We start from the raw sequence: 26,018 nt of genomic DNA, 5'->3' as shown, positions 1-26,018 counted from the left end.
TGGTATGAGGGAATATTTTCTATGAAGGAGAATATTATGCACAATTATAAATTAACGATTCAGTACGACGGTGCACGTTTTAAAGGATGGCAGCGTCTCGGTAATAACGATAATACGATTCAAGGAAAAATCGAAAGTGTCATTTCTGAAATGGTCGGAAAAGAAACTGAAATTATCGGTTGTAGTAGAACAGACGCTGGTGTGCATGCTTTGAATCAAGTTGCTAACTTTCAAAGTGATGAGAAGTTAGTGGAACATAAAGTAAAAAAATATTTAAATCAATATTTACCTAATGATATTAGTATTACGAATGTAGAAGAAGTACATGATCGATTCCATGCCCGTTACAATTCTAAAGCAAAAACATACCTTTATAAAATTTGGAATGAAGAGCACACGAACCCATTTATGCGTAAATACAGCATGCATGTGAATAAAAAATTAAATGTGAAAAGCATGAAAGAAGCCGCGAAACATTTAGTTGGTTCACATGACTTTACTGCTTTTTCAAATGCAAAATCAAAGAAAAAGTCTATGGTGCGAGAAGTATATACACTTGAAGTGATGGAAGAAGCAGGATTTGTACAAATTAGAGTAAGTGGTAACGGATTCCTTCATAACATGGTCCGAAAAATTGTTGGAGCATTAATTGAAGTTGGGTTAGGACAATTAGATGCAGAGGCGATTCCACAGATTTTAGAGGCGAAACAACGTAATCAGATTAATTGCCTTGCTGAGGCGAGTGGTTTGTATTTGGAGAATGTTGAGTTTTAATAGTAATAAAAAAATCGAGCTGTGTAGGCTCGATTTTTTATGTTTTGGCGTTAAGAAGATTTTTCTTTCTTCATACGTATCTTCAAATTCCAAAAAGCAGCAAGCATAATAGCTGCAAAAGAGCCGCTAATTGTTGCTAATAGTTTTGCATAAGGATAGGCGTTTATATCAACTAGTAACATCATACATACAATGGTAGGGAAGAAGGCTAAGTATTGTAATAACTTTAATTTGTTATCATTACTCATATATATCGTTCCTTTCTAGTATGTTATATGTTTATTGTAGCATATTTTACCAAATGTTTATTTGTACTTGGAAAAAATTTAATGCGGTTTTAGTAGGAAATAAAAGTTAGGCTAGTAATCAGTGGAAGATGGACAAAATCTCCACTGATTAACGTCTTATTTTATATGTGTAAATGCAATTTTTTAATTCGATATTGTAAGTTTTGCCTACTTAATCCTAAAAACTTTGCAGCTTGTGAAATATTACCGTGATACTCTTTCAAAATTTGAGTGATGTAGTTCTTTTCCATTGCTTCTATTGTGTGCTTTAACGTTTTTGGCGCATCAGTATCGTTATTAGTTAGGAGAGGTTGCATATTGAATTCTTTTTTTATTCGTTCGCGAAAGCGAGTGGGAAGGTGAAACGCTGTAATGATATTTTCATCTTCAACTAAATTCATTGAACCTTCAATGACATGTTCCAATTCTCGTACGTTTCCAGGCCAATCATATGCATATAAGAATTCTCTTACATGTATATCTACATCTGTTACGCCGAGTCCAAATTGAATGTTGTACTTTTCGATAAAGTGCTGAACAAGAGCTGGAATATCTTCTTTTCGTTCACGTAAAGGCGGGAGACATAAAGTAACGACGCTTAATCTGTAATATAAGTCTTCCCGCAATCGATTGTGTGTAATAGCTTCAAGAGGGTCTTCATTAATAGTTGCTATAATACGAACATCAATTTCTTTTTCTTGTGTGCCTCCGATTCTTCGTATTGTTTTTTCTTGTATAGCTCGCAGCAACTTCGCTTGAAGTGCTGGACTTAACGAATTGATCTCATCTAATAACAAAGTTCCTCCGTTTGCTTCTTCAAATAAACCGGCTTTATCGATAGCTCCTGTAAATGCACCGCGGTTCGTACCAAATAATAAGCTTTCCATGAGTGTATCAGGTATAGCGGCACAGTTTTGCGAAATAAATGGTTTGCCCGAACGTTGACTTTCATTATGGATACTTTGTGCAAATAGTTCTTTTCCAGTTCCTGTTTCTCCTACGAGAAGTATGGAGGATGATGTGCGAATTACCCTTTTTCCTTCCGCAATGGTGGATTGAATGGCTTCAGAATCACCAATTATGTGATCAAAGGTAAATTTAGTGTTTTGTTTTCGGGAAGAGTCCATTTTTATTGTTTGCTTTAAGTGATTCATCTCTTTTGAAATTTCAATAGCGCCTTTAATTTTTCCGTTTTCTATTATTGGGAAAGTATTGTTAATCGTCGTAATTTCTTGCCCTTTATTGTTAAAATAAGTTTGTTTTATATTTTTGTTTGTTTTTCCTAATTTTAATGCTTCTATAAGAGTACTATTTTTATTTTCTTCAAATGCGAATACTTCTAAAGGACTTTTATATAGCACATCTGAGCGCTCCATTGATTCAATTTCCATCATTTTACGGTTATAGATAATCGTTTTACCTTCCTCATTAATAATATGAATCCCGATATCGAGTTCATTGAGCAAAGTTTCATATAGCATATTCATTTCAATGATCTGTTTCAAATTAATTTCTTCTGTACGCATAGATTATCTTCTCCTCATTTCACCCTATGAAGACTGACTTTTTATAATTTTATTAAAATTCTTATAAAATCGCAAAATTTTTTTGCGATTTTCCTTTTAAAACTTCTTACACGGTAGAAAAAATTTGCGGTTATGAAGATTTTTTTGTGAGGAACCCTCATTTTAAATAGGAATTTAAGATTGGTACGCATTTTGCATAAAGAATAGTTGAAATCTTTAAAGGAGGGATATGCAACGTTTCAGTACCAATTAATAAGAAGGAGGAGTGTATAAAGTGAAGACGGTTATAGAAGGCGTGTATAGTCCTTGTTACGGGAAAGTTGAGAAGTTATTTGTTACGGAAAATTCTTACGTATACGAATGGGAGAAATTAGCGTTAATTGAAACAATAGATAAACAGAAAGTAGAAATTAAGGTAGGAATCAGTGGGTATATCGAGTCATTAGAAGTAGTAGAAGGACAAGCTATCGCTAATAAAAAGTTATTAATAACAGTGAGGGATGATCTTTTAATAACAGGTAGTGATTAATACTATGTATTTTGCTCTTTTCAATAATTATTTTTCGTATAAACAATTTTAAAAACGCTTACATGAAATGGGTTTCCAAAGGGAAAAGGGGGGATTTATATGATGGATCAAAACCAAGGATTAAAAAGGGAATTGAAAAGCAGACACATATTTATGATTGCACTTGGAGGAGTTATTGGTACCGGACTTTTTTTAGGATCGGGGTATACAATTCATGAAGCTGGGCCTGGAGGAGCGATTGTAGCTTATCTTGTTGGAGGATTTGTTATGTATTTAACGATGCTCTGTCTCGGAGAATTAGCTGTTGCGATGCCTGACGCAGGATCTTATCAAACGTATGCTACGAAGCATATTTCCCCTGCAGCGGGTTATGTAGTCGGATGGATGTCGTGGCTAAACTGGTCGGCTACAATAGGTATTGAACTCATTGCAGTTAGTATTTTAATGAAACGATGGTTTCCTGATGTACCGTCTTGGATTTGGTGCGTAGTGTTTGCGGTACTACTTTTTGCTATTAACGCGTTATCTTCAAGAAGTTTTGCAGAAGTTGAATTTTGGTTTGCAAGTATTAAAGTCATTACAATCATTGCATTTATTATTTTGGGCGGGGCAGCAATGTTTGGTTTTCTAGATATGAAAGGAAATGAGCCAGCACCAATGTTTTCTAGCTTTACTGATTATGGTGGGTTGTTTCCAAATGGATTATCCGCTATTTTAATTACGATGATTGCTGTTAATTTTTCCTTCCAAGGAACAGAGCTAGTTGGTATTGCAGCTGGAGAGAGTGAAAATCCAGAAAAAACAATCCCGAAGGCAATTAATAATACAGTTTGGCGTATACTTGTGTTCTTTGTATTATCTATTTTCATTCTTGCAGGATTATTCCCATGGCAACAAGCAGGAGTGATAGAAAGTCCATTCGTAGTTGTATTTGATAAAATTGGTATTCCTTATGCAGCTGATATTATCAATTTCGTTATTATTACAGCGGTTCTATCCGTTGCAAATTCAGGGCTATATGCAACTTCTCGTATGCTATGGTCTATGTCTAATCAAGGAATGATTAGTCCGATTTTTAGTAAGTTATCTAAAAGCGGCGTTCCAATTTATGCATTGATTGTAAGTACAATTGTAGGTTGTCTCTCATTACTATCAGGTATTTATGCGGAAGATACAGTTTATTTATGGTTGCTTTCTATTGCTGGATTTGGAGCAATACTAGTTTGGGCATCTATTGCTCTATCTAACTTATTAGCTAGAAGGGCGTATATAAAGCAGGGCGGGGATGTGAAAGACTTGAAATTTAAAACACCGCTATATCCATTCGTACCACTTCTTGCATTAGTATTAAATGTAACAGTAATTGTTGCTATGGCCTTTATTCCAGAACAAAGAATGGCATTGTATTGTGGTATTCCCTTTATGATTGTTTGTTTACTGTTTTACCGTGCGACAAGAAATAAGGGGAGTAACTTAGAGCATATTGAAAAGACAAAGACAACAGAAATAGAGAGTTTATAATAGTGATTAATTTGGAGACTGTAAAATTGTAAACAGTCTCTTTTTTTGTGAAAATAAAGCTGGGAACATACTACGTATGCAAAGGGGAATTAGCGATGAATGAAGAAGTTGCACAGCTATTAGAACAGATTGATCTACGAAAAAATGAGTTACTAGAGCTTACAAAAACATTAATTCGTTTTGAAACACCAGCACCGCCGGCGAGAAATACAAATGAGGCGCAAGAATTTGTTGCACAGTTTCTAAGAAAACGAAATTTTAGTGTTGATAAATGGGATGTATATCCGAATGACCCGAACGTTGTTGGGGTGAAAAAAGGGATAGAAAGTGACACACATAAAAGTCTTATTATTAATGGGCATATGGATGTAGCGGAAATATCAGCATATGAGGCGTGGGAAACGAGTCCGTTTGAGCCATTTATAAGAGATGGTTGGTTAGTTGGACGTGGTGCGGCAGATATGAAAGGGGGATTAGCTGGGGCATTATTTGCTATTCAGCTTTTACAAGAAGCAGGCATTGAATTGCCCGGAGATTTAATCTTTCAATCCGTAATCGGAGAAGAAGTTGGAGAGGCAGGTACGCTTCAATGTTGCAAAAGGGGTTATGATGCTGATTTTGCAGTCGTAGTGGATACGAGTGATTTACATATGCAAGGACAGGGGGGCGTAATTACTGGATGGATTACTGTGAAAAGCCCCCAAACGTTTCATGATGCAACACGCAGACAAATGATTCATGCTGGAGGACGTTTATTCGGAGCGAGTGCGATTGAAAAAATGATGAAAATTGTACAAAGTTTACAAGAATTAGAGCGTCATTGGGCAGTCATGAAAACATATGAAGGCTATCCATCTGGAACAACAACAATTAATCCAGCTGTTATTGAGGGCGGAAGACATGCAGCGTTTATTGCGGATGAGTGCCGGTTATGGATAACAGTACACTTTTATCCGAATGAAACACATGAACAAATAATAAAAGAAATTGAAGAGTATATTGGGAAAGTAGCAGCTGTCGATCCATGGTTAAGTGAAAATCCACCACAATTTAAGTGGGGCGGAGAATCAATGATTGTGGATCGTGGTGAAATTTTCCCTTCTTTAGAAATAGATAGTGAACATGCAGCTGTAAAAACGCTTAGCTCAGTACATGAATCAATTTTATCTAAAAATGCAATTTTAGATATGTCTGCAACGGTAACGGATGGTGGTTGGTTTAGTGAATTTCATATTCCAGCTGTTATTTACGGACCAGGTACATTAGAAGAGGCTCATTCAATAAATGAGAAAGTTGAAGTGGAACAGTTAATCGAATTTACAAAAGTAATAACAGCATTTATATATGAATGGTGTCATACGAAAAAATAGATTAGTATGTTGAAATTGTACAGGTATGTATACTTGTACGATTTTTTAGTGAACTATTTCAGAGTTGAATAGAAACAACTGAAATAGTTCTTTATTTTCTATGTCTTTCGTTTTAGTTCGATTAATTTCTCTTTTGCTAATTCAACAGCAATTGCATCATCTAAATAGCCAATTGGAAAGAGATAGTCAGGAATAATATCTGTCGATAAAATGAAATACAGTAATGCCCCTCCAAGAACTGCACGCTCTTCTTTTGGAATCGTTTCATTGCAAAATTGTTGATACATATCCGTTAATTGTTCAATGAAAGGACCAGCACTATCAATTTGTTCTAGCTTACTTGCAAAACTGTCATGAATACGTTTTTCTCCTTCTGTTGTTTGAGCATATCGTTCATAATTTTCAAGTTCTTGTTTCACACGGGTTGTTGTGTAGTCGAAATCGAATAAGTTAGAGGATTGCAGTGTTTGCTGAATGGTATCAAGAGATGTGTACATATCCGTCTTTTCTTTATTAATGTGAGGAGAATCAGGATACATTTCATCAAATAACAATTGGGGTGGAACTTGCAAACATTCTGCAAATTTTTGTAGATGTTTTTGTTTTGGCGGTTGTTTACCATTCATAATTCTTGAGATTGTTGCGGGATCAATATTTGTAAGCATTCCGAGTTGGCGCATAGATAAGGCACGTTCTTTTAAAAGTTTTTTTATTAATGTACTAAGCCGCTCATTTGGATTTTCTTTAGGCATAGCGAAGGCACTCCTTTTTGTTGTTGAAAAAATGTTGAGCATTTATTACATGTATATGAAACAGACAGGCACAGTTGCTCAACATTTTCATAAGATGCATGGAAAAGTGAGAAAAAAGGGGTGGCTGTTTATGAGTACGGCAGGTCTATTTTCAATTTTTTTAATTGGGATTGCTTCTAATTTAGATAATGCAGGTGTTGGAATTGCATATGGCATTCGTAAAATTAGAATTTCGTGGTTCAACAATTTTATCATCGCATTTTTTGGGTTTTTATTTACTTTATTAGCTGGCTTTTTTGGGAGTTGGATCGCATTATTTATTTCAGAGTTTACGGCAAATTTGATAGGGGCAATTGTTTTAGGAATAATTGGAGTGTTTATTTTATGTCAGCCTTTCTTGAGTAAAAAAGAGACCGTAGACTCTAAAGATGATAGTGTACTTATGGGGATTTTACGTGATCCGGAAAAAGCAGATTTTGATGGTTCTAAAACAATTAGTTTTTCAGAAGCAATTGTTTTGGGCGTTGCATTATCAATTAATAATATTGCAGGTGGATTTGATGCTGGGGTAACAAATTTAAACCTTTGGCTTACAGCGATTATTTCTGGTGTGTTTAGTTTTATTTGTATAAGTGGTTTTGCGTATGTAGGAAAACGATACTTAGCAGAATACTTAGGGAAATGGGCTACGGTTATTGCGGGAGTGTTATTAATTCTTATTGGGATCGATCAGTTGTTGTAAGGAGAACAAAAAACAACGTTCGAGTATTTCCTTGGAAATATGGCAAAGGATTGCATATATCGACGTACTTTTCTCCATACTAATACGGATTTCTTTTAAAGAAAGGGGGATCCGTATGGGACGCGGAAAAGCATTTGATCATAAGAAAAAAGGGCATGACCATCAACCACCTAAAGGAGCATTCATTCATAAAGATGTAAATGAACATACTTTAGAAGAGGAAGAGCTACCAGTAAATATTGAAACGTATAAAAATAGTTTGAAAAAACATTAAAAGCACCTACATAGGTGCTTTTTTAACGTATATCTTCAATTAATTGTTCCGATTCTTCATGCATACTGTACTCACTTAATACTTGGATACAAAGCCACTTTAATTCTTCAATCGTATGCTCAAATTCTTCAGGAAGCACATGATGAACGTCTTCAAGTCCCATTCCGAAATGAATAAGTTCAAGTACTTGATCATCGATGTTCCGATCCATTAATAGTTCAAGTACTTCTAAATTGAATATGTATCGGTGAGCTTCATCGAGTGAAACAACTTTTAGCTTTAAGCTTTCTACAATACTCAATATAAAAAGAAGAATTGTTTTTTCAAGAACAGGCTGTTTTCCCATTTGAAATATTAGTTTCATCTTTCACACCTCCACATATAGCGCTAGGTTGTACTATACTATTCAGGTTGGGGGAGCAAATATGCATAATATAGAGAAACTTTCAGCACGGTTTTTGTAAGGGGATCGGTAGCTAATAAAATTGAGGGTTTTATGCAAAAAAAATCCTGCTAGTATAGCAGGATGGTTCTGAATTAAAAAATGCTCCAACCTTCTTGAGCAGAAAGAAGTTCAAGGATTTTAAAACCAGCGATGCTATTTCCGTTTGCATCTAAAGCTGGTCCGAAAATACCAATTCCCATTTCTCCTTTTACGCAGCCGAAAATGCCACCAGCTACACCACTTTTTGCGGGGATACCAACACGAATCGCAAATTCACCAGACTCGTTATACATACCGCATGTAACCATAAATGTTTTACAAATCTTTGTAATATGCTTAGGGATAATTTGTTTTTTCTTATATGGATCATATCCATCCATCGCAAAAATTAAGCCGATACGTGCTAAATCGATACAGTTTACCTCAACTGCACATTGACGAGTGTATAAATCCATCAGCTCTTCAATGTCACAATCGATAATTCCGTTTTGTTTCATATAGTAACAAAGTGAGCGATTTAAGTAAGCTGTCTCTAATTCTGAATTAGCAACTTTAGAAGAATAATTAATAGTAGGATTATCTGTTATTTCACGTACGAAATGAAGAATGCGCTCCATTTTTTCTTCATTATCTTTACCTGCTAACATGCTTGTAATGGCTAGTGCCCCCGCATTAATCATTGGATTAAGTGGTTTAGAAGGACTTGTCGTTTCTAACTTAATAATAGAATTAAATGGATCACCAGTTGGTTCCATTCCAACTTTAGAAAATACATATTCTTCACCACGATCTAAAAGGGCAAGTGCAAGTGTAATTACTTTTGAAATACTTTGAAGAGTGAATAGTGTTTGTGAGTTGCCAGCATGGATGTATTCTGTTTCTTTATGGAAAATGGCAATCCCTAAATCATCTGGATTGGCATTTCCTAGTTCGGGGATATAAGTAGCAAGCTTTCCTTTTTTCGTATATGGTTTTACTTGTTCTAACAACTGTTGTAAGTTGTTTGTTTCAATGCACTGCATAGTACCAACGCTCCTATTTCGAATTAACTAAGTTTACTTTTCCCGATATGCTCGGAAATAAATAATAACATGAAAAAGTGGAATGATAAAACGAAAGCTGCATGTTCTATAGAGGGTCTTTTGTTTTGAATATTCTGTAGTAAAAAAGGAGAAATTTCCTTTTATATAACAGTTTGGAAATAGGAGATTTATCCATAAAAAATTCAAAAATAAAAACTACACATCTATACAACTATATGTTATTATGGTTATGTAAATAGAAAGCGTTTTCTAAGGCGTACTTATAATGATAACGATTTCATAAATTTGATAGGGGGAATTAAAATGTTGCAGTTTCTACAACGTATTGGTAAAGCGTTAATGCTTCCAATTGCCGTACTACCAGCAGCAGGATTATTGCTTCGTTTAGGACAAGAAGACGTATTTAACATTCCTGTTATGGCACAGGCCGGTGCAGCAATTTTTGATAATTTAGCACTTATTTTTGCAATTGGTGTTGCAATCGGTTTGTCTGTTGACGGTAGTGGAGCAGCTGGACTTGCCGGAGCAATCGGATATCTTGTTTTACAAAATACAACGAATGCTCTAAGTAAGACGTATTCAGCAGCAGAGTTAAATGATAAATTAAAAAGTGTTCAAGATTTAGTCGGTTCAGTAGATCCAACTAAATTAGCAGATACAATGACAAAGGTTTCAAAAGCAGCGGCGTTAACGCCGAAAATCAATATGGCCATACTCGGTGGTATTATTGCAGGGGTTGTTGCGGGATTACTATACAACAAATTCCATAAGATTAAACTGCCAGAATGGTTAGGGTTCTTTGCAGGAAAACGTTTCGTACCAATCATTACTTCAATCGTAATGTTACTTTTAGGATTAGTATTCGGTCAAATTTGGCCAACAATTCAAAGTGGTATTGATGCAGTAGCACATGGTATCGTAAACTTAGGTTCAATTGGTGCTGGTTTATTCGGATTATTAAACCGTTTATTAATTCCAATCGGTTTACACCACGTAATGAACACATACTTCTGGTTCGTACTTGGTGACTTTACAAATGCGGCTGGCGATATCGTTCATGGTGATATTGCACGCTTCTTTGCAAAAGATCCATCAGCAGGTATGTTTATGACTGGTTTCTTCCCGATCATGATGTTCGGTTTACCAGCAGCATGTTTCGCAATGATTGCAGCTGCTAAACCAGAAAAACGTAAAATGGTTACAGGTATGTTAGGTGGTCTAGCATTAACTTCATTCTTAACTGGTATTACAGAGCCAATTGAATTCTCATTCATGTTCTTATCACCAGTATTATATGGTATTCATGCTGTATTAACAGGTCTGTCTCTATTCATTACAACAACACTTGGCATACACGATGGTTTCTCATTTAGTGCTGGGGCAATCGATTACTTCTTAAACTTCGGTATTGCAACAAAACCAGTATTATTAGCAGGAATTGGTTTAATTTACGCAGCAATTTACTTTGTAGTATTCTACTTCTTAATTAAGAAGTTCGACCTAAAAACTCCTGGTCGTGAAGAGGAAGAGGAAGAGGAAGTAGCTGAAGGTGAAGAAGCTCCAGTTGCAGGTTCAATTGGTGAAACTTACGTAGCAGCTTTAGGTGGAAAAGAAAACTTAACAGTTATTGATAACTGTGCAACACGTCTACGCTTACAAGTGAAAGATGCTGGTCAAGTAAACGAAGCAGCATTAAAACGTGCTGGTGCAAAAGGTGTTATGAAATTAAGTAACACGAGTGTCCAAGTTATCGTAGGTACAAATGTTGAATCTGTTGCCGATGATATGAAAAAACACGTATAAATAATTAGATAAGAGGATATCCAAAAAAATTGATAACATCAGTTTTTTAGAGGGTATCCTCTTTTTTTATATTAAAAATTTAACGGGAATCTTACTTTTGTAAATTTTCTTTTTCTTTTTTGTGCATATAGGTTGGTAATATGTGCAGTGCGTGATAAAGTAGGGATGACATCGAATGGAATGTCGAAAATCTATGAAAAAGATCCGGAATGAATCTTGTGTAGTGGAATTAAATTATCGGTAAATAAGGGGAAAAAAGCAATCATGGATCACGAAAAAAATAATGCGAATGGGAAATCACGTCGGCCAATTGTATACATAAAAAGAACAATCATTCTCGTTTTACTATTTTCACTTGTATATTTCATGTATACAAAAATTGTTGCGCATAATAAGAAAGAAGAAACTTTAAAAGCAGCAGCAGAAATGAAGAAACAAGAAGAGCTAAAAAAGAAAGAAGAAAAAAAGAAGCAAGAAGCAAAAAAACAAAAAGAGCAGGAAGAACAAGTGAAGCAAGCACAAGCTGTGGAAAAGCCTGCTGAGGGACCACCTCAAGAAATTAATGAAAACGCTCAATTAGATCAATATTTGCAAAAAACAGGATTTAGCGGGACAGCGGTTATTGTGAAGAACGGAAAGGTTCTTTTGAATAAAGGATACGGTATGGCGAACAAAGAAAAACAAGTACCGAATAATTCAGAGACAACTTTTTATATTGGTTCTATTTCAAAGGCTTTTGTAGCGACTACTATTATGCAATTAAAAGATCAAAATAAGTTACATGTAGAGGATACGATTGCGAAGTATATTCCAGATTTCCCTCAAGGTAATGGTATTCAGTTAAAACATTTACTAACACATACATCAGGAATTCCAGAGTATGAGCAGGGAACAGAGGATATCTCTCATGAAGAATTGATAAAACGAATAGGAAAGCAAAAGCGTATTGGAAGTCCAGGAGAGAAATGGAAGTATTCCGATTCTAACTATTCAATACTCGCCTATATTGCTGAGAAGGTAAGCGGACAACCGTTAGAAGAGTATATTAAACAACATATTTTTGCTACTGCTGGTATGAAACATTCTGGTTTTGGTAGAGAGCTAGAACAAACAAGATTTCCATCGACAGGTTATAAAATAGTAAATAACAATATGACAACACCTAATATTCCAAGTATGTCACAACTTTATGGTTGTGGTGATATATATACAAGTGCCCATGATTTATATTTATTTAATGAAGCGCTCTTCTCTGGAAAGTTGATTTCAAAAGAAAGCTACGATCAAATGTTTACAGGTGGAAAAAAAGATTACGGGTTTGGATGGTATGTAGACCCGGGAAGTTACTCGAACCACGGTGTAATGCCAGGCTGGAACTGTTTAAATGGATTTAGTAAAAATGGAAGTGTATATGTCGTTTTATTATCTAACATTCAAAACAATATTAAATCCTTTGGTAAAGTGAATAATGACATTTATACGATGTTACGAAATATTGAAGTGTAAGAGATTATCCTATTGGATAGTCTTTTTTTATTGAGGAAGTGTATGTGCAATGGGATAATGAAATAAAGTGAAACTTTGATCAGTCGGGGGTTTCTTCATCCCCTACTGATTATTAGTTGAACCAATCGGGATTTTACGGGCAGTCGATCCCCACCTAACTTCCTTGCTTTTGCTGAATTTTGAAGTGGGGGTCTTACTGCCCGGCGAATAGCGGGATAAATGGAAAAGGGGGAGGGATATGAGCATACATAGGCATCACGCACGTAATGCGAAACGCATTTTTTTTGTATCTGTCATTGTATGGATTATCGTCGCAATTGGATTAGTGATGGAATATAAAAAAGGGACGCTATTCACTTCGGAGAAAGAAAATTTGAAATTAATAAGTGTTGTAATACCGGCATTTGGATTATTAATATATAGCTTTATAGAAAAACGAAGATCAAAAATGCTCAAACAGGAAAATTATAATATAGAGACTTCTGAATTATTGGAGCAACAAAAATTTGTTGTTCGCAAAGAGGTAGGAGTATTTCAAGTGATTACATACTTTGGATTAGATGGCAGTGCAGTAGGATTTTTAAAAGAAGAGTATGATTTTGTGATTCAAAGTATATGGCAAGCTGTACTCTCTTTTCTTTTTAAGGGACTACATAAGCAACAATTTTATTTATATAATCACTCGGGAGAAAGATTATTGCGTGTTCAAAAGAAGATGGGAGTACGCAACTTTTATATTTTTTCTAATGTAGATGGAAAGAAAATTGGAGAGTTGAAACAAGTACTAAGTTTAACAAAGTGGGAATGGATTTTTTTAGGGGTGGATGGTAAAGAATGCGGTAAAGTGACTGGGGATCTTTCAGCAACAATGCAGAAAATAGACTGGCGAGATGGAACGCATATTGATGTGAAAGAAGATGGTATTCCATTAGAAGCTGTTAAGTATTTTTCGGCAAGCGGTGGTTCTCTTGTTACAGCTTATATAAGTGAACAGGCAGCATTACCGAGAGCGGTTTATTATAGTGTCTCTGCGATAGTTACAATTAAAAATTAAGATATAAAAAAAGATAGATGGGATACCATCTATCTTTTTTGTAATTAGAACATATTGTTTCGTTGAAAAATGTATGTCTTACCTATCACAAAAAGAGTCTGCTTTGTATACATTAAGATGTATGGATATATTTTTATAATTTAAAAATAATAGGAGGAGAAGTGTATGTGTTTATTCAGTAATTATTGGAAAAAGTTATCGAGATTGTTTAATAGACAATTAGATTATTTTTTAGATAATAAGTTATTACCTGCTGTGGAACGACTTTTATTTTCACAAAACTTCGCGAGATTTATTCAAAGAAACTCTAAGCAAGCTACGGAAGAATTTATTGAATCAAGTAGATTTCAATCTATTATTTGTAACATTTTAAAAGAATGTAATACATCACCTTTTAAAGAAATTGCAGAGCAGTATTTGGGTAAAAACGTAGAAATTACGGTGACAGTTGGACAGTTAACAGGTGTGATTGTAGCAGTTGGTGATGATTTCTTAACACTGCAAGAAGGAATAGGAACAGAAGTTTTATTGCCATTTACAAGTATTATATCAATTAAAGAAGCGTAAGAAAGGAGACTTATATATGTTATTTACTGAAGAATTACGTAATCATGTTGGTGAGCTAGTGCAAGTTGTGACAGCGGCCGAAATTGTTGCAGGTATTCTGTTATCTGTGACAGACGGGGCAGTAAGTGTTCGTACTTCTCCTTCTTATGGACCACCGGAAGATGTAGTTGTACGTATTCCTATCATTTCTTATGTTCGCTTGGAAGGGTAAGCGTGGTACAAGTATGAGGGTATCAGTTATTATTCCAGCGCATAATGAAGCGAGTACTTTATCACAAGTTTTAGTAGAAGTGGAGAAATTGAAACCATATGAAATTATCGTAGTAGATAATGGATCGACAGACGGAACAAAAGAAATAGCCTTACAACATCATTGCCATGTCATTTATTATAAATATTCTCTTGGTAATGATGTTGGACGGGCAATTGGTGCAAGAGAAGCGAAAGGCGACATTGTTTTGTTTTTAGACGGTGATATCGTCATTGATAATAAAGAGCTACAACGTTTTATAAAAGGCATTCAGCAAGGTCACCAAATTGTTGTGAATAATTTAACATGGTCTGTTTATTTAAAGATGAGACCGCATTATACGACAGTTGGCAAATTTATGTTGAATCGTTATTTGAATAAAAAAGAGCTTGTTGTTGGATCTTTAATCGCAATTCCGCATGCAATGAGTAGGGAAGTTATTCAAAAGTTTGGTTGGTGGAATTTAGCGGATCCAGCATTATTTCAAGCGATAGCGATGTCTAGAGGAGTAGATATTGTTGATATGGCTTCTGTCGATGTCATTCATACAAATAAAGTGCGTCCCGTTCATACTGGTACATCACCTGGCTCTCCTTATCCGAAAGCGACTAGTCGTATTATGGGGGATCATTTACGTGCTTTGCAATACGTAATCGAAATATATGGTAAGCGTGGTGGCTTTTCGGAAGGAAATAGGGATAGAGCATTTATAGGAAAGTATAAACCAGTTTTATTACAAAAGAAAAAAGCGAAATATAGTGCGATTATCCCAGTATCAGAAGAAAAGACGACTATAAGATCTGTTATACAAGAAGTGAAAAAATCAGGTGTAGATGAAATTATAGTTGTTGCGAATGGAGCGGACGTTGAGACAATTAAACAAGCGAAGCTAGAGAATGTCATTGTTATTGAATTTGAGGAAGCGCTTGGACATAATGTAGCCCGAGCGATAGGAGCTATGCATGCTACGGCCGATATTTGTTTATTTGTCGATGGTGATTTTGTTATTCCAGGAAAAAAACTAATTCCATTTTTACATGCTATTGAAGATGGAAATGATGTGGCATTAAATGATTTACAGTGTTTATTAGATATGTTTCATCCGGCAGACCCAATTAGCATGGGAAAATATTTTGTGAATTTAGTGGCGAAACGACCAGATTTATGGAATAACTCATTAACGGCAGTACCACATGCTATGCATAAAAAAGTAATAGAGAAAATCGGATATGATTCTCTTATCATTCCGCCACTCGCTCAAATGAAAGCTATTTTGGAGGGATTCTCTATTACAGCGGTAGAATTTGTAGATGTTATAAAAACAAATCGAGTACGCCCAGAGCAACATGGATTTGTAAATGGGCGTATTCCAGCATTTGATCGTATTTTCGGTGATCAACTCGAGGCGATTGCATATTTATTGCAATCCACAGACGAGCGCGGGAGTTTTACAGATGGAGAGCGGGATAGAAATATCATTCAACAATTGAGAAAGGAAGAAGAGAATACAGATGAATGTTAGTAGTACAGTTGCCATTATCGGATTAGGATATGTTGGTCTTCCTTTGGCAGTTCATTTTGCAGAGAGAGGACATACAGTACTTGGATTAGATAAAGATACTAGAAAAATAGAATCAATTATACAGGGAGAAAGTTATATTCCAGATGTTTCTTCTAAATTGTTACAAAGTTTATTGACTAGAAAAAAATTAATAGTAAATACACCGGATCAAGGTATTGCTGATTTTCAAAATAGTGATTACGTTATTGTCACTGTCCCAACCCCAATTAATGAACAAAGAGAACCAGACTTAAGTGCCCTCATTTCAGCTTCGCATTATATACAACAAAACCTTCAAAAAGGACAAACCTTCATTTTCGAAAGTTCCACATATCCAGGTACGCTCGAGGAAGTTATTATTCCGATTATTTCTCAAACAGGAAAAAAGGTAGGAGAAGATTTCTATATTGGATATTCTCCTGAGAGAATTGATCCAGCTAATAGTCAATATTCAGTTCAAACGATTCCAAAAGTCATTAGTGGACAAACAGAAATGTGTAAACAAAAAGTACAGGCTTTGTATAGCACTATATTTGATGTAGTTGTTCCAGTTAGCTCCCCAAAAGTAGCAGAAATGTGTAAGCTATTTGAAAATATTCAGCGCTTAGTCAATATTTCATTAGTAAATGAGTTAAATATACTATGTGAAAGTTTAGGAATTGATTTTTATGAGGCACTTGAAGCGGCATCTACAAAACCGTTTGGATTTACGCCGTATTGGCCAGGACCAGGGATAGGGGGACACTGTATTCCGGTAGATCCTTTATATTTCCAGTGGAGAATAAAAAAGAATGGAGCAATTAGTCAATTAATTGAGGCGGCACATGTAATTAATGAGGAAATGCCAGAGAAAGTGGTCCGGAAAGTAAAAGGTGTGGTGCAATCACCTGCAACGGTTTTAATTGTAGGGATTGCATATAAAAAAGATGTAAATGACTTAAGAGAATCGCCAGCGTTGCCAATTATTGAATTGTTAATAAAAGCAGGATATGAGATAGCGTATCACGATCCATATATTTCTTCTGCAAAATTTGGAGATAAGGTGTATCAATCTGTTTCTTTGGATGAACAAGTCGTTAAACAAGCGGATTGTATTTTAATTTTAACAGACCACTCTAATATTGATTGGAAGGTTTTTAAAGGGATAAAGCAAGTCGTAGATACACGTGGAATTATAAAGAAGGTGAGTGTATGAGTAAGAAATGTTTAATTACAGGTGGAGCAGGATTTATTGGATCGCATTTAGCTGAAGAGCTGGTGAAAAGAGGTTATGATGTCACTATCGTTGATAACTTCTATAAAGGGAAAAATAAATATCATGATGAGTTAATGAAAGAAATTCGGGTTATTCCAATAAGTGTTTTAGATAAAAATTCTATTTATGAATTAGTAAATCAACATGATGTAGTGTTTCATTTAGCAGCAATTTTAGGTGTGAAAACGACAATGGAAAAGAGCATAGAGCTTATTGAAACGAATTTTGATGGAACGAGAAACATTTTACAAGCAGCGCTAAAAGGAAAGAAGAAAGTTGTTTTTGCGTCTACTTCAGAAGTATATGGTAAGGCAAAGCCACCCTTTTCTGAAGTAGGAGATCGATTATACGGTGCAACTTCTAAAATACGTTGGAGTTATGCAGTTTGTAAAACGTTAGAAGAAACATTATGTTTAGGATACGGTTTAGAAGGCTTACCTGTAACGATTGTTCGTTATTTTAATATTTATGGTCCAAGAGCGAAAGATGGTCCGTATGCAGGGGTAATCCCGCGATTTATCCGCGCAGCACTGCAAGGAGAAGACATTCTCGTATATGGAGATGGAAAACAGACACGTTGTTTTACGTATGTAAGTGATGCAGTAGAGGCAACGATTCGAGCAATGGATGAGAAGGTAAATGGTGAGATTATTAATATAGGTTCTGAGAATGAAAAGAGTATAAAAGAAGTAGCAGAAGTAATTAAAAAGCTAACGAAATCTTCTTCAAAGATTGTTCAAGTTCCTTTCGAAGAGGTATATCCACATGGCTTTGAAGAAATTCCAAATAGAAGACCAGATGTAACGAAATTAAGAGAACTTGTTCAATTTCAAGCGAAAGTAACGTGGGAACAAGGGTTGAAAGAAACTATTAAATGGTTTCGTGAAGAAAACAATGGCTAAGTCACTATCGATTATTATACCTGTATGTAATGAAGCGGATACGATTTCAGACGTTATTCAATCGGCAAAAGGATTAAATCCAGTAGAGATTATTGTAGTAGCAAACGGTTGTAATGATGGAACAGAAGAGGTTGCTGATCGTTTAGGGTGTAAAGTAATCAAGTATACAGAGCTACTGGGGAATGATGTTGGCCGTGCAGTTGGCGCAAAACACGCGATAGGTGACGTATTACTATTTATAGATGGAGATTTTGCTATTCAAACTTCAAAGTTACAATTATTCCTAAATCCAATTTTACATGATCAGGCCGACATCGTTTTAAATAATTTGGATGCGTTATTTTTAAAGAAACAAAAACCGCACTCAGTGACAGTATGGCGCCAAATATTAAATGCAATGCTAGAGCGTGAAGAGTTAAAGATTGATTCTTTATTATCTGTACCTCACGCGTTGACGAAAGAAGTTGTTCAAAGCATTGGGTATGAATGTTTTGTTAATCCTATTGTCGCTCATTTACGCCTTATTCAAAGCAAATGGAGAATTAGTCGACATTGTGCAATTGACGTTATTACACCAAATAAATTTCGGCCGACCGAGCATGCTGCGTATGGCACGGGTCTTTCTCATTCTGAAAAAAGGATGATAGGTGACCATATAGAAGCTGTAGCGGAGCGAATAGTAGGTAGCGATGAACGCGGAGGGTATTATGATGGAAATAGGAAAAGAGATAGTGTCTATCATACTTTAGATTTTAAAGATTTTTATCAAGGATGGGGCGTTACATCGAATTTGTATAAGGGAAAGCAATTATCGGTCATTATTCCTGTACAAGATGAAGAGAAAACAATTGGAAACGTTATAGAAGAGCTTCGCAAAATTGAACCTTTTGAAATTATCGTTGTTGTAAATGGTTCGTCTGATCAAACAGCAACGATTGCAAAAGAAAAGGGAGCAACGACAATTGTATATAAAGAAGCACTCGGAAATGATGTGGGGCGCTCACTTGGAACGTATTTCGCAAAAGGAGAAATTGTGTTATTTATAGACGGCGATTTTGTTATTCCAGCGAGTGAGTTATATCCTTTTGCGAAAGCTATTGCAGATGGAACAGACGTTGCATTAAATGATCTAAATCATTATTTAGATTTAAGAGTACCGCTTCATCTTGTAACTGCATTTAAATATGCATTAAATTTAGCTTGTGATAGAAAAGATCTAGGCGTAGGCTCTCTTATCGCTGTACCGAATGCGTTTAGTCGTAAGTGTTTGAAAGAAATTGGATATAGATCTTTACTGGCACCGTGTGTAGCTCAAGTGAAAGCTATTCTTTCAGGATTTGAAGTTGCATGTGTAAGTCGTGTTGAAGTCGATAAGATGAACCGTATTCGACCCAGTGAACATTTTGCTAAAATAGGTCATCCACCAGCTGTACTTCGAATTATTGGTGATCATATAGAAGGGTTAGAGCAATTAATTGTATTAACAGGCAGTCGTGGTGGATTCCATGATGGAAATAGAAAAAGAGATATTTTATCCGACTTTAATGGGCAGTAAGACCCCCACTGATTAAAGTTTCATTTTATAGGTAACAAAAAAGTGTACAACATATGTACACTTTTTTGTTCTGCTATAAAAACTATAACAGATTAGGAGATAAGAGTATTACAGCTCTACAATGGGTATTGTTCTTATATTACAAAATAGGACTCGTATATAAGAATACCAAAAAAATACAATTAAGGAAAGGGTTAATTTTAAAGACTTTCAAATGAAGTTAACACTATGTATATAGTAGTTTGCTCAATATTTCACAAACATGTCACAACTATTTCGTTCACTTTCGTAAAAAAGTAGTATTCTAAGTGTGTAAGCTGTTATATAAAAAATCTTAGTCCTGTACTAATCAAAAATGGAGGAGATTAGGATGACTCAAGTATTAGAAAATGTTAAAAACGCATGGGAAAACTTTAAAGGTGAAAAATGGAAAGCAGAGATTGATGTTCGCGATTTCATTTTAAATAATGTAAACGTTTACGAGGGAGACGAATCTTTCTTAGCGGGAGCAACTGAAGCAACGAAACAACTTTGGGATCAAGTAATGGATTTAACAACGAAAGAACGTGAAAACGGTGGCGTTCTTGATATGGATACAAAAATTGTTTCTTCTATTACATCACATGAACCAGGATATTTAAATAAAGAGACTGAAAAAGTAGTCGGTTTCCAAACTGATAAACCATTTAAACGTTCTTTACAACCATACGGTGGTATTCGTATGGCGGAACAAGCTTGTGAATCTTATGGATACGAAATGGATAAAGAGCTTAGTCGTATTTTCAGAGATTGGAGAAAAACTCATAACCAAGGTGTATTTGATGCTTATACACCAGAAATGAGAGCTGCTCGTAAATCAGGTGTTATTACTGGTCTTCCAGATGCATACGGACGTGGACGTATTATTGGTGACTACCGCCGCGTAGCATTATATGGAGTAGATCATTTAATTGAAGCGAAGAAAGTAGATTTAAATTTAACTGGCGGTGTAATGAGTGAAGATACAATGCGTTTACGCGAAGAGTTATCTGAGCAAATACGTGCACTTCAAGAGTTAAAACAAATGGCTGCTTCTCATGGCTTTGATATTTCTAAGCCAGCAACAACTGCTCAAGAAGCATTCCAATGGTTATACTTCGCATATCTTGCAGCAATTAAAGAGCAAAACGGAGCTGCAATGAGTCTTGGACGTACTTCTACATTCTTAGATATTTATATTGAAAGAGATTTAGCAAATGGTACTTTAACAGAAGAAGACGTACAAGAAATTGTGGATCACTTCATTATGAAATTACGTCTTGTGAAATTTGCAAGAACACCTGATTATAATGAATTATTCTCTGGTGACCCAACTTGGGTAACTGAGTCTATCGGCGGTATGGCATTAGATGGCCGTCCATTAGTAACAAAGAACTCATTCCGTTTCTTGCATACACTAGATAATTTAGGACCAGCTCCAGAACCAAACTTAACAGTTCTTTGGTCTAAACAATTACCACAGAACTTTAAAAACTACTGTGCGAAAATGTCTATTAAAACATCAGCAATTCAATATGAAAATGATGACATTATGCGTGCTGACTACGGCGATGATTACGGAATTGCTTGTTGTGTATCTGCAATGAGAATTGGTAAACAAATGCAGTTCTTCGGCGCACGTGCAAACTTAGCAAAAGCATTACTATATGCGATTAACGGTGGTAAAGATGAAAAATCTAAAGCACAAGTTGGTCCTGAGTACGCACCGATTACTTCTGAAGTATTAGATTATGAAGAAGTTATGCATAAGTTTGATATGACAATGGAATGGTTAGCGGGTCTATATTTAAACACATTAAATGTTATTCACTACATGCACGATAAATATAGCTACGAGCGTATTGAGATGGCACTTCATGATACAAATGTTCTTCGTACAATGGCAACAGGTATCGCAGGTCTATCTGTAGTAGCAGACTCTTTAAGTGCAATTAAATACGCAAAAGTAAAACCAATTCGCGATGAAAACGGAATTGCAGTTGACTTTGAAATCGAAGGAGATTTCCCTAAATACGGTAACAATGATGACCGTGTAGATGAAATTGCTGTAAATCTTGTGAAAACATTTATGAATAAACTTCGTAAACACAAAACATATAGAAATTCTGTTCATACAATGTCAATCTTAACAATCACATCTAACGTTGTATACGGTAAGAAAACTGGTAACACTCCAGATGGTCGCCGTACTGGAGAACCATTTGCACCAGGTGCGAACCCAATGCATGGACGTGATACAAAAGGTGCGTTAGCTTCATTATTATCTGTAGCTAAATTACCATATGAAGATGCACAAGATGGCATTTCTAATACATTCTCTATTATTCCAAAAGCACTTGGTAAAGAGGATGAAGTACAAGTACGTAACTTAGTATCAATGCTTGATGGTTATGCAGTAAAAGAAGGACATCACTTAAATATTAACGTATTTAACCGTGAAACATTAATGGATGCAATGGAACATCCTGAGAAATATCCACAATTAACAATTCGCGTATCTGGTTACGCTGTAAACTTTATTAAATTAACTCGTGAACAACAAATCGATGTAATTAACCGTACAATGCATGAAAGCATGTAAATGAAAAAAGTGTCCCTCTGCATTTTATAAATAGCAGAGGGAGGCTGTTTCAATAAAGGAGGAAGTAACATGGTAAAAGGAAGAATTCATTCTGTAGAGTCTTGTGGTACTGTTGATGGCCCAGGAATTCGTTATGTCATATTTACACAAGGGTGTTTATTACGTTGTCAATATTGTCATAATGCTGATACGTGGGAGATCGGTAAAGGAAAAGAAATAACAGTCGAAGAAGTAATGCAGGATGTGACATGTTACCTTCCTTTTATTGAAGCTTCCGGAGGCGGTATAACAGTTAGTGGTGGGGAACCATTATTACAACTAGATTTCTTAATTGAATTATTTAAGAAATGTAAGGGAATTGGAATTCATACAACAATTGATTCTTCAGGTGGTTGTTATTCTGAAGAACCAGAATTCCAAAATAAGCTAGATATTTTAATGGAGTACACAGATTTAGTTTTATTGGATTTGAAACATATTGATTCAAAGAAACATCGTAAATTAACAGGAAAACCAAATGAACATATTTTACAATTTGCTCGTTATTTATCGGATAAAAATAAACCGATTTGGGTGCGACACGTATTAGTTCCTGGTATTACTGATAATGAAGAGGATCTACAAAAACTATCTAGTTTTATTCAAAGTCTGTCTAATGTTCAGAAAGTTGAAGTGCTACCATACCATAAGCTTGGTGTATATAAATGGGAGGCACTTGGGCATAAGTATCCACTCGCAAATGTAGAACCGCCTACTGAAAAAAATGTAGAAGAAGCAAGACATATTTTACAAGCAGTCTAATCCAAATATTGGGTTAGGCTTTTTGCTTTCTTTACAATAAAACCTAGAGTATATATGGAGAAAAGAGTATACTGAAAATAGAATATCCATATTTTTGTAAGGAATAAGTGGAGAAATTTACATAATTGTAAAGGGAAATCAAAATAGTAAAAAGAATTAAGAAGTAAAAGAGTGAGTATCATGGAATAGAGAACATTTGTAAGTTATTGCGAAAGCTCTTATAGGAAAGTATAATGTAAAGATATGAGCACAGATAGGATTAAGGGGTCAATCTTATATGCTTTGCATATCCACGACAGGTACATAGCTGAAAGTGAAATATTAGAGTCTGTTTATGTAATTTTTAAGGAAAATGTTTTTCCTATTGTCGTATATGCAATATGGAGAAACAATAAGCTAGGAGTGGATTTGTTTGATAAAAAACCCCAAGGTTTTAATATTAACTGCACATTACGGAAACGGTCATGTGCAAGTAGCGAAAACATTAGAACAAACATTTCGCCAAAAAGGAATTAAAGATGTAATTGTATGCGATTTGTTCGGAGAATCACATCCGGTTATAACCGATATTACAAAATATTTATATTTAAAAAGTTATACAATAGGAAAAGAATTGTACCGCTTGTTTTATTATGGCGTAGAAAAAATTTATGATAAAAAAATAGCATCTTGGTATGCTAATTTTGGAAGAAAACGTTTGAAATTACTTTTACAAGCGGAGAAACCGGATATTGTTATTAATACCTTTCCGATTATAGCTGTACCAGAATTAAAAAAGCAAACAGGTATTTCAATTCCTGTGTATAACGTATTAACGGATTTTTGTGTGCACAAAATATGGATTCATCGGGAAGTAGATCGTTATTTTGTAGCAACTGATCACGTAAAAAAAGTTATGGTTGATATTGGTGTGCCTGCGGAGCAAATTGTTGAAACTGGAATTCCGATTCGTAGTAGTTTTGAGTTAAAGATCAATTCAGATATTATATATAATAAATATCAGTTATGTAAGAATAAAAAGATTTTACTAATTGTAGCAGGTGCTCATGGAGTATTAGGAAGTGTAAAAGAACTATGCCAATCATTTATGTCAGTACCTGATTTACAAGTAGTTGTCGTTTGTGGGAAAAATGAAGCGTTAAAACAGGATTTATTAGGGTTACAGGAAAAAAATCCTGATGCATTAAAAGTGTTTGGTTATGTAGAAAATATTGATGAACTATTCCGTGTTACTTCTTGTATGATTACAAAGCCAGGCGGTATTACGTTAAGTGAAGCGGCAGCATTGCAAGTACCTGTCATTTTATATAAGCCTGTTCCAGGACAAGAAAATGAAAATGCGATGTACTTTGAAAGAAAAGGGGCTGCAGTTGTCATTCGTGATGATAGTGAGGTTTTTGCAAAAACAGAGGCGTTATTACAAGATGATATGAAGCTTCTTCAAATGAAAGAAGCGATGAAAAGCATTTATCGCCCAGAGCCAGCTGATCATATTGTGGATACAATTTTGGCAGAAAATCATGTAGAACCGAATCATATACCTATTAAATCACCTGCTCTTGCACAATCATTTACTTAATATGAAACCCTCTTTTGTATGTTTAAAGAGGGTTTTTTATTGTTTTCCAAGATAAAGACTTATCCACATGAAGAGTGCGCTTTCATTAAACAGTAAAGTCGGAATATTAACAACTATATCCACATTATCCACAATTTTTAGAAAAATATCCACAATTCTAACATTTGATGTGCGTTACAACATACAAACTTGTGAAGGGTTTTTGTAATTTATTCACAATTCTATAAATTATGTGGATAACGTTATCCACAGAAAAAAGGTTCCTTATTTATAAGGAACCTTTTTTCTACTCTATCACGTAGAAAAAATATGTAATGAGAATGAATAATTAGGGGGGAGAACTTCTAATTATTCATTCTCACTTTAAATACTTTTTGAGCGATAACCCGCTGCGCGATCTGCTTTACGAAATTCTCGTTGGTAGAGAACTTCTTGTGTACTAGATAATGCGTTTTTTGCTTTGTCACGTTTCTTTTTATCCATTACAAATCACCTCGTGTCCTAAATTTACTATATATCGTTTCCAGAGACATGGGGTGATATACGTATATATCAAAATGTTAATGGTTAATTATTATTTCTGAAAATTTAGATTACGCTTCTTTTAAGTGATGAGAATCTTGGAACGTTGTATCTCGCATTGTAGCAAGTGTATATTGATCTTTTGGAATTTCATATAAGTTATATACTTCTTCATTCGCGTTAATTTCATCATAAACGGATTTTCTTGTTTCGTTTGCTAGATTTACATATTGTAATTTTTCTGCAGCTTTAATAGAACGAATATTTATTTTGCGAATACGCATAAAGATCGTTTCAATATCTAACTCGTAGAAAAGTTCGCTAAAAAATGAATCTTTTGCCAATTTATTGTAGCCTTTTCCGTGATAAGGTTTGCCAAGCCATGTTCCAAGGAAGCCGGCTTTTTCTTGCACATCAAATAAAGTAATTGTTCCGATAGGGTTACCCCATTCGTCTAAAATTGTGCGTGAAATTAATTCCCCACGCTCTTCAGCTTCAATCGTTTGTTTCGTTAAAAATAAATATTCCTCATAAGAATAAGCCTTTTGACGCACAAAAGGGAAGACAGCTGGATCCACCATTAACTCGTATAGAACGTGGCTGTCGTGTAAGTCGCGTTTTTTCAACATACTAACTCCTCCTCACACGAGGGTAGCATGACGAAAAAACACCCCACCCTCGAAATTTTTATATCAATCTTTAAAAAATTTCGGGGTGGGAATCGAACCCACTAGAACCAGTTTCTAACGCTGGTGGCGCACCATTTGCCTTCCCCATTCA

25 protein-coding genes are annotated in these 26,018 nt (G+C 35.2%); 18 read left to right on the top strand and 7 right to left on the bottom strand.

The annotated features are described in order from the left end of the window. Positions 1-36: 36 nt before the first annotated feature. The gene (gene truA / locus ACTFRN_RS24490) at positions 37-774 is read left to right on the top strand and encodes a tRNA pseudouridine(38-40) synthase TruA (protein WP_000553123.1); all 738 of its coding nucleotides are present in this window, start codon (positions 37-39) and stop codon (positions 772-774) included. Positions 775-824: 50 nt separating this feature from the next. On the opposite strand, the gene ACTFRN_RS24485 is transcribed toward truA, so the two are convergent. Then, on the bottom strand, positions 825-1,022 hold the full coding sequence (locus ACTFRN_RS24485) for a hypothetical protein (RefSeq protein WP_000063916.1): 198 nt from the start codon (positions 1,020-1,022) through the stop codon (positions 825-827). 161 nt (positions 1,023-1,183) lie between these two features. Beyond that, positions 1,184-2,587, bottom strand: a complete 1,404-nt coding sequence (locus tag ACTFRN_RS24480; protein ID WP_001258440.1) for a sigma-54 interaction domain-containing protein — start codon at positions 2,585-2,587, stop codon at positions 1,184-1,186. A 274-nt stretch (positions 2,588-2,861) separates the two neighbouring features. On the opposite strand from ACTFRN_RS24480, the gene ACTFRN_RS24475 reads away from it, so the two are divergent. The 3 genes from ACTFRN_RS24475 (at position 2,862) to ACTFRN_RS24465 (ending at position 6,007) form a co-directional block, all read left to right on the top strand. Beyond that, a complete protein-coding gene (locus ACTFRN_RS24475) occupies positions 2,862-3,116 on the top strand; it encodes a biotin/lipoyl-containing protein (protein ID WP_000859488.1) in 255 nt (84 codons plus the stop codon). 99 nt (positions 3,117-3,215) lie between these two features. Next, a complete protein-coding gene (locus tag ACTFRN_RS24470; protein WP_000969258.1) occupies positions 3,216-4,637 on the top strand; it encodes an amino acid permease in 1,422 nt (473 codons plus the stop codon). Positions 4,638-4,732: 95 nt separating this feature from the next. Then, on the top strand, positions 4,733-6,007 hold the full coding sequence (locus tag ACTFRN_RS24465; protein ID WP_074568054.1) for an acetylornithine deacetylase: 1,275 nt from the start codon (positions 4,733-4,735) through the stop codon (positions 6,005-6,007). A 98-nt stretch (positions 6,008-6,105) separates the two neighbouring features. Here the strand turns inward: ACTFRN_RS24465 and ACTFRN_RS24460 are convergent, their stop codons facing one another. Continuing rightward, positions 6,106-6,759, bottom strand: coding sequence for a helix-turn-helix domain-containing protein (locus ACTFRN_RS24460; RefSeq protein ID WP_001123724.1), 654 nt, complete (start codon positions 6,757-6,759; stop codon positions 6,106-6,108). 130 nt (positions 6,760-6,889) lie between these two features. Here ACTFRN_RS24460 and ytaF point away from each other — a divergent pair, with 130 nt between their 5' ends. Next, a complete protein-coding gene (gene ytaF / locus ACTFRN_RS24455) occupies positions 6,890-7,501 on the top strand; it encodes a sporulation membrane protein YtaF (protein ID WP_000100734.1) in 612 nt (203 codons plus the stop codon). A 115-nt stretch (positions 7,502-7,616) separates the two neighbouring features. Continuing rightward, positions 7,617-7,775, top strand: coding sequence for a hypothetical protein (locus ACTFRN_RS24450; protein WP_000532411.1), 159 nt, complete (start codon positions 7,617-7,619; stop codon positions 7,773-7,775). A 22-nt stretch (positions 7,776-7,797) separates the two neighbouring features. Here the strand turns inward: ACTFRN_RS24450 and ACTFRN_RS24445 are convergent, their stop codons facing one another. Together ACTFRN_RS24445 and glsA are read right to left on the bottom strand one after the other, a co-directional pair. Beyond that, a complete protein-coding gene (locus tag ACTFRN_RS24445; RefSeq protein ID WP_000766605.1) occupies positions 7,798-8,139 on the bottom strand; it encodes a DUF3969 family protein in 342 nt (113 codons plus the stop codon). Positions 8,140-8,312: 173 nt separating this feature from the next. Next, positions 8,313-9,242 carry a glutaminase A gene (gene glsA, locus ACTFRN_RS24440; protein WP_001149853.1) on the bottom strand — a complete coding sequence of 310 codons (930 nt, stop codon included), beginning with the start codon at positions 9,240-9,242 and terminating at the stop codon, positions 8,313-8,315. Positions 9,243-9,566: 324 nt separating this feature from the next. On the opposite strand from glsA, the gene nagE reads away from it, so the two are divergent. The 12 genes from nagE to ACTFRN_RS24380 all read left to right on the top strand — a co-directional run bounded on the left by nagE (position 9,567) and on the right by ACTFRN_RS24380 (position 24,716). Next, positions 9,567-11,066, top strand: coding sequence for an N-acetylglucosamine-specific PTS transporter subunit IIBC (gene nagE / locus ACTFRN_RS24435; RefSeq protein ID WP_088106205.1), 1,500 nt, complete (start codon positions 9,567-9,569; stop codon positions 11,064-11,066). A gap of 264 nt (positions 11,067-11,330) precedes the next feature. Further along, entirely contained in the window at positions 11,331-12,572 is a 1,242-nt protein-coding gene (locus tag ACTFRN_RS24430) for a serine hydrolase domain-containing protein (protein WP_014893337.1), read from the top strand. 238 nt (positions 12,573-12,810) lie between these two features. Next, positions 12,811-13,626, top strand: a complete 816-nt coding sequence (locus ACTFRN_RS24425) for a sugar ABC transporter ATP-binding protein (protein ID WP_088106206.1) — start codon at positions 12,811-12,813, stop codon at positions 13,624-13,626. Positions 13,627-13,791: 165 nt separating this feature from the next. Next, positions 13,792-14,193: a hypothetical protein gene (locus tag ACTFRN_RS24420; protein ID WP_000335549.1), complete on the top strand. Its 402-nt coding sequence runs from the start codon at positions 13,792-13,794 to the stop codon at positions 14,191-14,193. Between the two features lie 16 nt (positions 14,194-14,209). After that, positions 14,210-14,404 (top strand): hypothetical protein, encoded by a 195-nt coding sequence (locus ACTFRN_RS24415; RefSeq protein WP_000899480.1) that lies wholly within the window; start codon positions 14,210-14,212, stop codon positions 14,402-14,404. After that, positions 14,385-15,965, top strand: a complete 1,581-nt coding sequence (locus ACTFRN_RS24410; protein ID WP_000458459.1) for a glycosyltransferase family 2 protein — start codon at positions 14,385-14,387, stop codon at positions 15,963-15,965. Before ACTFRN_RS24415 ends, ACTFRN_RS24410 begins: the two co-directional genes overlap by 20 nt. Continuing rightward, complete coding sequence (locus ACTFRN_RS24405; protein WP_001103213.1) at positions 15,955-17,199, top strand: nucleotide sugar dehydrogenase; 1,245 nt, start codon at positions 15,955-15,957, stop codon at positions 17,197-17,199. Before ACTFRN_RS24410 ends, ACTFRN_RS24405 begins: the two co-directional genes overlap by 11 nt. After that, entirely contained in the window at positions 17,196-18,161 is a 966-nt protein-coding gene (locus ACTFRN_RS24400) for an NAD-dependent epimerase/dehydratase family protein (RefSeq protein WP_074568056.1), read from the top strand. Before ACTFRN_RS24405 ends, ACTFRN_RS24400 begins: the two co-directional genes overlap by 4 nt. Next, positions 18,154-19,716, top strand: a complete 1,563-nt coding sequence (locus ACTFRN_RS24395; protein WP_001129987.1) for a glycosyltransferase family 2 protein — start codon at positions 18,154-18,156, stop codon at positions 19,714-19,716. Before ACTFRN_RS24400 ends, ACTFRN_RS24395 begins: the two co-directional genes overlap by 8 nt. Positions 19,717-20,086: 370 nt before the next feature. Beyond that, complete coding sequence (pflB, locus tag ACTFRN_RS24390) at positions 20,087-22,336, top strand: formate C-acetyltransferase (RefSeq protein WP_074615572.1); 2,250 nt, start codon at positions 20,087-20,089, stop codon at positions 22,334-22,336. 69 nt (positions 22,337-22,405) lie between these two features. Further along, the gene (pflA, locus tag ACTFRN_RS24385) at positions 22,406-23,137 is read left to right on the top strand and encodes a pyruvate formate-lyase-activating protein (RefSeq protein ID WP_000238488.1); all 732 of its coding nucleotides are present in this window, start codon (positions 22,406-22,408) and stop codon (positions 23,135-23,137) included. A 412-nt stretch (positions 23,138-23,549) separates the two neighbouring features. After that, a complete protein-coding gene (locus ACTFRN_RS24380; RefSeq protein WP_000594712.1) occupies positions 23,550-24,716 on the top strand; it encodes a diglucosyl diacylglycerol synthase in 1,167 nt (388 codons plus the stop codon). 363 nt (positions 24,717-25,079) lie between these two features. On the opposite strand, the gene ACTFRN_RS24375 is transcribed toward ACTFRN_RS24380, so the two are convergent. Both ACTFRN_RS24375 and ACTFRN_RS24370 read right to left on the bottom strand, forming a co-directional pair. Then, a complete protein-coding gene (locus ACTFRN_RS24375) occupies positions 25,080-25,199 on the bottom strand; it encodes a YfhE family protein (RefSeq protein WP_000358480.1) in 120 nt (39 codons plus the stop codon). Between the two features lie 110 nt (positions 25,200-25,309). After that, positions 25,310-25,867: a GNAT family N-acetyltransferase gene (locus tag ACTFRN_RS24370; RefSeq protein WP_000914741.1), complete on the bottom strand. Its 558-nt coding sequence runs from the start codon at positions 25,865-25,867 to the stop codon at positions 25,310-25,312. Positions 25,868-26,018 lie beyond the last annotated feature (151 nt).

Origin of the sequence: Bacillus cereus group sp. MYBK245-2, from assembly GCF_051916145.1 — a bacterium.
Lineage (GTDB): Bacteria > Bacillota > Bacilli > Bacillales > Bacillaceae_G > Bacillus_A > Bacillus_A pacificus.
This window is presented reverse-complemented; position numbering and strand designations above follow the sequence as displayed.

Coding starts and splice junctions, on each gene's coding strand:
- truA (WP_000553123.1), top strand. CDS start 37: ATGCACAATTATAAATTAACGATTCAGTACGACGGTGCACGTTTTAAA.
- ACTFRN_RS24485 (WP_000063916.1), bottom strand. CDS start 1,022: ATGAGTAATGATAACAAATTAAAGTTATTACAATACTTAGCCTTCTTC.
- ACTFRN_RS24480 (WP_001258440.1), bottom strand. CDS start 2,587: ATGCGTACAGAAGAAATTAATTTGAAACAGATCATTGAAATGAATATG.
- ACTFRN_RS24470 (WP_000969258.1), top strand. CDS start 3,216: ATGATGGATCAAAACCAAGGATTAAAAAGGGAATTGAAAAGCAGACAC.
- ACTFRN_RS24465 (WP_074568054.1), top strand. CDS start 4,733: ATGAATGAAGAAGTTGCACAGCTATTAGAACAGATTGATCTACGAAAA.
- ACTFRN_RS24460 (WP_001123724.1), bottom strand. CDS start 6,759: ATGCCTAAAGAAAATCCAAATGAGCGGCTTAGTACATTAATAAAAAAA.
- ytaF (WP_000100734.1), top strand. CDS start 6,890: ATGAGTACGGCAGGTCTATTTTCAATTTTTTTAATTGGGATTGCTTCT.
- ACTFRN_RS24450 (WP_000532411.1), top strand. CDS start 7,617: ATGGGACGCGGAAAAGCATTTGATCATAAGAAAAAAGGGCATGACCAT.
- ACTFRN_RS24445 (WP_000766605.1), bottom strand. CDS start 8,139: ATGAAACTAATATTTCAAATGGGAAAACAGCCTGTTCTTGAAAAAACA.
- glsA (WP_001149853.1), bottom strand. CDS start 9,242: ATGCAGTGCATTGAAACAAACAACTTACAACAGTTGTTAGAACAAGTA.
- nagE (WP_088106205.1), top strand. CDS start 9,567: ATGTTGCAGTTTCTACAACGTATTGGTAAAGCGTTAATGCTTCCAATT.
- ACTFRN_RS24430 (WP_014893337.1), top strand. CDS start 11,331: ATGGATCACGAAAAAAATAATGCGAATGGGAAATCACGTCGGCCAATT.
- ACTFRN_RS24425 (WP_088106206.1), top strand. CDS start 12,811: ATGAGCATACATAGGCATCACGCACGTAATGCGAAACGCATTTTTTTT.
- ACTFRN_RS24420 (WP_000335549.1), top strand. CDS start 13,792: ATGTGTTTATTCAGTAATTATTGGAAAAAGTTATCGAGATTGTTTAAT.
- ACTFRN_RS24415 (WP_000899480.1), top strand. CDS start 14,210: ATGTTATTTACTGAAGAATTACGTAATCATGTTGGTGAGCTAGTGCAA.
- ACTFRN_RS24410 (WP_000458459.1), top strand. CDS start 14,385: ATGTTCGCTTGGAAGGGTAAGCGTGGTACAAGTATGAGGGTATCAGTT.
- ACTFRN_RS24405 (WP_001103213.1), top strand. CDS start 15,955: ATGAATGTTAGTAGTACAGTTGCCATTATCGGATTAGGATATGTTGGT.
- ACTFRN_RS24400 (WP_074568056.1), top strand. CDS start 17,196: ATGAGTAAGAAATGTTTAATTACAGGTGGAGCAGGATTTATTGGATCG.
- ACTFRN_RS24395 (WP_001129987.1), top strand. CDS start 18,154: ATGGCTAAGTCACTATCGATTATTATACCTGTATGTAATGAAGCGGAT.
- pflB (WP_074615572.1), top strand. CDS start 20,087: ATGACTCAAGTATTAGAAAATGTTAAAAACGCATGGGAAAACTTTAAA.
- pflA (WP_000238488.1), top strand. CDS start 22,406: ATGGTAAAAGGAAGAATTCATTCTGTAGAGTCTTGTGGTACTGTTGAT.
- ACTFRN_RS24375 (WP_000358480.1), bottom strand. CDS start 25,199: ATGGATAAAAAGAAACGTGACAAAGCAAAAAACGCATTATCTAGTACA.
- ACTFRN_RS24370 (WP_000914741.1), bottom strand. CDS start 25,867: ATGTTGAAAAAACGCGACTTACACGACAGCCACGTTCTATACGAGTTA.